The organism is Anaerorudis cellulosivorans (genome assembly GCF_025943985.1).
In the GTDB taxonomy this organism is placed as follows: domain Bacteria; phylum Bacteroidota; class Bacteroidia; order Bacteroidales; family Dysgonomonadaceae; genus Anaerorudis; species Anaerorudis cellulosivorans.
This window is the reverse complement of sequence record NZ_JAPCWE010000002.1, coordinates 232,795-241,326: the sequence shown is the minus strand read 5'-3', so window position 1 is coordinate 241,326 and position 8,532 is coordinate 232,795. Positions and strand designations below refer to the sequence as shown.

Annotated in this window: 5 protein-coding genes; all 5 read left to right on the top strand. The window is 36.1% G+C overall.

The annotated features are described in order from the left end of the window. Positions 1-104: 104 nt before the first annotated feature. The 5 genes from OLM34_RS01830 (at position 105) to OLM34_RS01810 (ending at position 8,522) form a co-directional block, all read left to right on the top strand. Entirely contained in the window at positions 105-632 is a 528-nt protein-coding gene (locus OLM34_RS01830) for a RagB/SusD family nutrient uptake outer membrane protein (protein ID WP_264404829.1), read from the top strand. A gap of 629 nt (positions 633-1,261) precedes the next feature. Next, positions 1,262-2,152 (top strand): helix-turn-helix domain-containing protein, encoded by an 891-nt coding sequence (locus OLM34_RS01825; RefSeq protein ID WP_264404828.1) that lies wholly within the window; start codon positions 1,262-1,264, stop codon positions 2,150-2,152. Between the two features lie 198 nt (positions 2,153-2,350). Next, complete coding sequence (locus tag OLM34_RS01820) at positions 2,351-5,566, top strand: SusC/RagA family TonB-linked outer membrane protein (RefSeq protein WP_413777177.1); 3,216 nt, start codon at positions 2,351-2,353, stop codon at positions 5,564-5,566. An 11-nt stretch (positions 5,567-5,577) separates the two neighbouring features. After that, a complete protein-coding gene (locus OLM34_RS01815; protein ID WP_264404826.1) occupies positions 5,578-7,263 on the top strand; it encodes a RagB/SusD family nutrient uptake outer membrane protein in 1,686 nt (561 codons plus the stop codon). A 20-nt stretch (positions 7,264-7,283) separates the two neighbouring features. After that, positions 7,284-8,522 carry a glycan-binding surface protein gene (locus OLM34_RS01810; RefSeq protein WP_264404825.1) on the top strand — a complete coding sequence of 413 codons (1,239 nt, stop codon included), beginning with the start codon at positions 7,284-7,286 and terminating at the stop codon, positions 8,520-8,522. The last annotated feature ends 10 nt before the right edge of the window (positions 8,523-8,532 follow it).

The window sequence follows — 8,532 nt, the reverse complement described above, 5'->3', positions numbered from 1 at the left end:
CCATTAAAAAATGGATATGTTTTGAAAATAATGTAAACTCTCTAATAAATAATTTTTTAAACAACTCTCGTCTGAAATATCTCAATTTTTCGTACTTTTGAAAAATGGGGTTATCAGAGGAGACTCATGATTTATATGGAGATAATACACCCGCGAAAATTAACCGATTGCGTACTTTTCAATTAAGTAAATTCGATGATCCAACGCGTGCTACGATGGATGAGGACAGGAGCACGCGCGATGCTTTTGTGTTCAGGATAGCAGAAATGTATTTAATAGCAGCTGAAGCTCTGATGGAATTAGATCCTCCTAAAGCGCTATACTACATGAATCAATTGAGAGAAAATAGAGCTCTTCCCGGCAAGAGTTCCCAAATGCGCATAAATAGCAATGATTTGACTGTGGATTTTATTCTCGACGAAAGAGCAAGAGAACTGGGAGGAGAACAACTTCGCTGGTTTGATTTGAAACGTTTTAATGAGGAAAAGTTTGTTGAACGAATAAAAGCGGGAAATCCTGATGCTGCAGGGAATGTGAAACCCTGGCATATCGTACGGCCGATACCTAGAACTCAATTGGATGCCGTATTTAATAAGGATGAGTTTAAACAAAATGAAGGCTATGCTCAATAGTAATCCGTTTGCTATCTATTTTTTATCTCCTTTTGGATTTTTCGACAACAACGAAACAAAATTTTATCTTGTGCCGCAAAAAGAAGTCAGAATGCACAAAAATATTATCTTTTTTCAAAATGCCGTCATTAACAATAACTAATTAGATACCTCCGTCGGATTTTCCGACGGAGGGTTAAAATAACTTTTCAGTGTTGTCGGCAGACAATTGAGTATTGATTCATTTATTGACATCCTATATCCTTTGGCAGTATCACAAATGGGAAAATAAAGTAAATAAAGTAAATAAAGTAAATAAAGTAAATAAAGTAAATAAAGTAAATAAAGTAAATATCAGGTATACTAAATATATGATCACAGAAATCGTTGAATTATGATACGCTTTTATAAAGATTTTTTGCATCTTTCTCCTGTAAATCTGGGCAACCCGCAAAAAGTTGGTAGGTTTTTTTGTAAACAGAAATTTTATGAGTCTGTGTGTAAGTTGAAAATTATCATATAAATTTGTGAAGTATGTTGCATTCAATAATTAAATTGATTTAAACGATTTTTTATGTGATAATGCGTATCATGAAATATGATTTATTTGATTAGATTTTTGTTGAAATTTAAATAATAAATCTCTTTAGATGAACAATACTATTGGCTATATTATAAGAGAGATCACTCCATTGTCTGAGAAAGATTGTTTTTATATTGCCGATCGACGGAAAACTGAATTTACTTATCCACTTCACCATCATTCCGAATATGAACTCAATTATATTGAAAACGCAGAAGGGGTGAGACGTATTGTGGGCGATTCCGTTGAAATTATCGGGAATTACGATTTAACCTTAATTACCGGAGAGGAATTGGAGCACGTTTGGGAACAATATCATTGTAACTCGGATAATATCAGGGAAATCACACTTCAATTTTCTTCGATCTTGCTTTCCGATAGTTTTATTAAAAAAAATCAGTTCGACAGCATTCGAAGGATGTTTGAAAAAGCAAAAAAAGGGATTAGCTTCCCGATGGAAGCCATTATGAAAGTTTATCCATTATTAGACACATTGTCTTCTGAAAAAGAAGGATTTTATGCGGTAATGAAATTTCTTTCCATTTTATACGAGCTTTCTCTTTTTGATAATGTTCATCCATTAGCCAGCTCTTCTTTTGCAAATACAGATGATAGTACAGACAGCAGACGGGTATTGAAGATTTATGAATATGTTAATGCACATTATAAAGAAATCATTCGATTAAAAGATTTGGCTGATTTAATAGGAATGACTCCTGTATCCTTAAGTCGTTTTTTTAAATTCCGTTCCGGAAAAACCGTTTCAGAATATATTATCGATATTCGGTTGGGGTGTGCTGCCAGACTATTAGTCGATACTACAAATTCAGTAACTGAAATTTGTTACGATTGCGGTTTTAACAATTTATCACATTTCAATCGAATTTTTAAAAAGAAAAAAGGATGCACTCCAAAAGAATTTAGAGAAAATTTCAGAAAAACAAAAGTTATAATTTAACATTTTAATCAAAATAGTATCATTTTTAGCTAAATTCTGCACAAGAAAGTATTATTTTTAATTCTAATTTTGCAAAGGAGTAAAATAAGGACTAATAGTACATTCTTGGGCAAGGCTTTCTTTTTCAATGAGAGCCATAATTTATAATTTAATAAACAAAATGCTTTATTTATGAGAAACATTGGTTTAAGAAACATTATGTTGGTTGTTGCAGCTTTTTTATTGAGTTTGCAGCTTATGGCCCAGCAACGTACCATAACAGGTACTGTTGTAGACAGCAGAGATAATTCTGCAATGGTTGGGGTTACTGTATTGGAAAAAGGCACCACAAACGGTACAGTAACCGATATTGACGGGAAATTTTCCCTAAAAATTACTACGAAGAATCCGGTTTTAGTATTTTCTTATGTCGGTTATAAAAGTATTGAAGTAAACGTTGGGAACCAATCAGTATTGAATGTTGTGATGCAAGAAGATGTGGAAACTTTGGAGGAAGTAGTAGTAATTGGATATGGAACCATGAAAAAAAGTGATATTTCCGGAGCTTCTGTTTCTTTAGGAGAAAGTGCGATAAAAAGTTCAATAATTACCAATATTGATCAAGCTTTGCAAGGCAGAGCAGCCGGAGTAACTGCAGTTATGACATCTGGTGCACCGGGTTCTTCTGTATCAATAAGAGTAAGAGGTCAATCAACTATTAATGCAAATGCTGAACCACTTTATGTAATAGATGGTGTTATTGTTCAAGGAGGGGGAAATAGTGGGGCTTCTTTTGGACTTGGGGATGCATTAGGTAATGGACCTATTTCAACAATTTCCCCACTTTCTACGATTAATCCTGCAGACATTTTATCTATGGAAATTTTGAAAGATGCCTCAGCAACAGCTATCTATGGAGCTCAAGGGGCAAATGGGGTTGTTTTGATAACAACTAAAAGAGGAAAAGCCGGTCAAGCAAGATTTAATTACGAGGGAATGTTTGGGGTTCAGCGTCAAGCAGCACGGATTGATATGATGAATCTAAGAGAATTTGCTGAATATAGCAATTCTGTTGCTCAGGAGAATAATACATTGGATAGCCGTCCGGAATTTTTGGATCCTAGCTTGTTGGGCGCAGGTACGAATTGGCAGGATGCTATTTTTAGACATGCTCCTATGTATCAGCATCAGTTATCTGCTCAAGGAGGAACCGAAGCGGTAAAATACTATGTTTCCGGATCATTTATGAATCAGGATGGTACTATTATAGGAACAACATTTGATCGATATTCGTTTCGAACAAATTTGGATGCTCAATTAAAAAAATGGCTAAAGCTGGGTGTTAATGCTATGTATTCTAATACTGATGAAAGGTTAGGGTTGGCAGACAGTGATGAAGGTATCATAAATTATTCACTTTTAACACCTCCGGATATTCCAATTTATGATTTGGATGGAAATTATGCCAGTGTAGTACGAGAAGGGTACACAAGAATAAATCCTATAGGCATGGCTCTCGATGAAGATATTCTATTGGGTAGAAGCAAATTAAATGGTAATATATTTGCGGATGTAACTCCTTTGGAGAATCTTATATGGCATACTGAAATTGGTTTCGATATCGGCAATTCGCGCGCAGAACGATTTGAACCTGCTGTAACTTATGGAAACTGGAGTCGCGATATTAATATGAGTTCTATCCAAAGGAATAATAATCTTTTTTGGCAATTAAAGAATTATTTGACGTACTCCGGAGAAAAAAACGAACATCGATATACATTGATGATTGGGCAAGATTTGTGGGAGTCAAGTTGGGAATATGAGGGGGTAACCGCATCAAGTCTTCCTTCGAATGATATCCATAATCCAAGTTTAGGATCTAACCCGCAGATAAGTTCAGGATTCGGCAGTAGCGCGATGGCTTCGTTTTTTGGTCGAGCCACATATAATTATGGTGATCGATATATGGGAACCTATACTTACCGAAAAGACGGGTCTTCTAATTTTGGCCCTAAAAATCGTTGGGCAGGATTTCATGCGTTTGCCGTTTCCTGGCGTTTTACAAATGAAGAGTTTTTCAAATCGTTGACTCATATTATGAGTAATGGGAAAATTCGTATAGGATGGGGTCAGACAGGAAATTCCAATATTGGAGGGTATAAATGGGGTGCTTCGATTTCAAAAATGCCTTCCGGGCTTGGATTGGGATATCGTCAATCGAATATTGCAAATCCTTACATTAAATGGGAAACACAAGAGCAATGGAATATAGGACTTGATCTATCTTTTCTTGATGGTAGAATCGATCTTGTTATCGATGGTTATGATAAAACTTCTTCCGATATGTTGATGCAATTGCAACTTCCTTCGTATTTAGGTACACGGGGAAATGCGTCTTCCGCTTTGGCTGCTCCTTATGGTAATTATGGAACGATTAATAATAAGGGTTTGGAATTTACTTTAACAACACATAATTTTAGAGGTAAATTCATGTGGGATACAGATTTCCAAATGTCTTTTAACCGAAACAAACTCGTGGCACTTGATGGAACAGAATCAGCTCATATTGAGGGTTATGGGCAGTGGAGTGACGTGGTGACCGTCACCAATGTAGGAGATCCTTTATATAATTTTTATGGCTATAAAGTCGCAGGAGTTTATAAGGATTTGGAAGATTTACAAAATTCTCCAAAACCGGAGAAATATCCTTCTGACGGTATTTTTAATCGGTATAATACTACATGGGTAGGAGATTTAAAATTTGAAGATATTAGTGGACCTGAAGGAAAACCGGATGGCGTTATTGATACTTATGATAGGACAAATATCGGATCCCCTTGGCCTAAGTTTACCTTTGGCTTTAATAATACCTTTCAATTTAAGAACATTGATTTGTCTATTTTTATAAATGGTTCTTATGGCAATAAAGTATTTAATTATCTGGATATGCATTTGTCGAGCATGACAAGTGTTTGGGATAACCAGCTGAAAAAAGTTACTCAGCGGGCGCGCTTGGAGCCGATAGATCCCGATAAAGCTTATCCGGCTGTAGTTAATGGTGTTACCGTTAATAATTGGTTTGACGATATAACTAATGTAAAAGTTTCTAATTCTGATGCAGCTATTCCACGAGCTATAGCAAACGATCCGAATGACAATAACCGCATCAGTGATAGGTATATTGAAGATGGTTCTTACATTCGCATTAAGAATATTGCTGTCGGTTATTCCTTACCTTCGTCAGTTGTACGAAAATGGAAAATTGAGAATCTTAGAATATATGCCAACATTCAGAATTTATACACCTTTACCGGTTATAGTGGCTACGATCCTGAAGTAGGTGCAAGTACGGCAAGTCCTAACGTTTTTGGTCTGGATAATGGGCGTTATCCTTCTCCTCAAGTCTATTCTTTTGGATTAAGCTTATCTTTTTAAAAATCAAAAATATGAAAGAATATAAAAGTACCATAAAAAATTTTTTGTATACCTTACTTATTATAGGTGGGTTAAATTCGTGTGATGATTTTCTTGATCGTCCTACCGAAGATACATATACTGTTGATAGTTTTTACAAGACCGATGAACAGTGCTTTCAGGCTGTAAATCCTGTTTATAATTCTCCTTGGTATGATTTTCAACGTGGTTTTTTTAAAGTAGGAGAGGTATTGGCAGGTAATTATTATTGGGGCCAATCACCTTATTTGACGTTTACTATTAATTCTACAGATGAAGATCTTGTAAACATGTCGGCTTCTTTATGGTCAGTGAATGCTTACTGTAATGGTATTTTAGAGAATATTGATATGAAAGCTGGATCGAATGTGAAAGAAGAAACAAAGAAGACAGTAAAGGGAGAAGCTCTTGTATGGAAAGCGATGGCTTATTTTTATCTGGTTCGTACTTTCGGCGCTGTGCCCATTATTCATAATAATTCTGCCACAATCGCAGAAGGTAATTATAATAACCTTTACAAAGCAACAATTCCCAATGTTTATGATTATATCACCATGACACTGGAGAAAGCAATTGAATGGTTACCCGAGAAAAATCAGGCAGGTCGTATTGATAAATATTCTGCTTACGGATTGCTTGCAAAAGTGTATCTCACTAAAGCGGGATACGGTATGAATGGTTCTCGGCGACAGGAAGATTTGGATAAAGCAGCCTTATATGCAGGAAAAGTGATTGAAGAAAGTGGACGATCATTATTGCCGGTCTATTCCGACATTTTTAGATTAAAGAACAATTTTAGTGAGGAAAGTTTAATAGCTTGGCATTGGGTAGTTTCTAACCAATGGACTTCGCAAAATTCTTTACAATCCGACTTGGGAATACAAGGGTTTGATGAATATGGTGCAACATGGGGAGGATGGAATGGGCCTTCAGTGGATTTGCAAGATGCTTTTAACGAAGATGCGCTTAGTCTGACTAGAAACAATATTGATGATCGTAGAAAAGCAACTATGATGATGTATGGCGACAAATATGAGTATTTCTGGGTAGACAAAGGAGGTTTCGACTATACCGAATTTGCTGTAAATAGTATGGAATACCAAAGTGCAGTTGGTGCAAATGAAGTAAAGCATTTGGTTGGAAACGATAACGATCATGTTATCGGAACCGGAACACATATGGCTCGCATGGCTACTAGTCTAAGTACGCATCTACTTCGTCTTGCAGATGTTTATTTAATTTATGCCGAGGCAGTTTTAGGAAATAGTTCTTCTACTTCAGACCCAAAGGCCTTAAAAGCCTTTAATGATGTCAGAAGTAGATCAATTAAAGGATATGAACCAAAAACATCCATTACTTGGGATGATATATGGCAAGAACGTCGCCTTGAGTTGGCTTGTGAAGGTGATAGATGGTATGATTATGTGCGTTGGCATTATTATGAACCGGCAAAAGCAATAGCTGAAATCAAAGCACAAAGAAGAGGTTCCTACAATGGGCTTGGTCAGTATTACAAATCAGGTACACTGGATCCTTCCGTAACATATTATAGTCCCAATAACATTCCAAATATAACGGATGCTCATTTTCAACTTCCATTTCCGGATACGGATTTGACCATGAATCCAAATCTGTTAAAAGATCCGGTTGAATTTGATTTAAGTTCAATAAGTTATTAATTTCAAATGAGAAAATTGATATGAAAAACATTAAGAAAAAAAGATACAGTCAAATACTGATAAGTAGCTTAATTTTGTTTATTGGAATCTTATCACAGGCGTGTGATGATAATCCGGATAAATATGTTATAACAGATGGTATCCCTGAAGTTTATTATATTAGAGTTCCAAATCCTGAGTCAGCCGATTCGCTTTTAGTAGCGGCTTATATGAATAATACCATTGCATTAATAGGGGAAAATCTTACCAGTATCAAAGAAATGTGGTTTAATGATAAAAAAGCGATATTAAATTCAAGTTTTATCACGTATAACACATTGCTTGTGAATGTTCCGAATGAAATTCCTTCTGTTGTATCAAACAAGATTTATATGATAACAAAGAATAACGATACTATTGCTTACGATTTTTCTGTTCTTGTTCCGGCACCCATTGTGTCGAGTATTTCGTGTGAATATGCACATGATGGTGATATTGCAACTCTTTATGGAGATTACTTTATTGACGATCCGAATGTTCCGTTAACCATAAGTATGGCCGGTAATATTTCTGTTACGGAAATTATAAGCATCGAAAAGACTAAAATTGTTTTCAAAATTCCCAATGGATCTCAAAAAGGGTACATCAACGTAAAGTCAATTTATGGAACCGGACGATCGAAATTCCAATTTAGAGATGACAGGGGTATTATTCTTGATTGGGATACGAAAGATGCCTCAGGTGGATGGCGCGCAGGTAAAATAGCCAACAGCAATCCCGAAGGAATAAGTGGAAATTATGTTTATTTTTCCGGTGCTTTAAAAGGCGATTTATCAACGTGGGATGAAGATAATTTTTCATTCAATTTGTGGGGAATAGCCAATGGCCGTCCTGAAGGAGATTTGTTTGCCATTCCTGTAGATCAGGCTCAGCTCAAATTTGAGGTAAATGTGACTCAACCTTGGTCTGCTTGCGCCTTGCAAATGATTTTTACTCCGTGGTCAACCAAAGACACCAATGGTTATATTGCAGATGGGGTCACGCCGAGGGGTTTGTGGAGACCTTGGGAATCAAGCGGATCTTATCAAACTGATGGATGGATAACTGTATCTTTCCCACTCAAAGACTTCAAATATGACCATACGGGGAAAGCGCTTCAAGTAGCTGGAACAGGGAATTATGGAGGCTTAACTTTCTTTGTTTATCACGGAGGAATTGCCGGTACAGACTGTACTCCATATATTTGTATTGACAACATTAGGGTGGTTCCGATTGAATAAATAATCCATA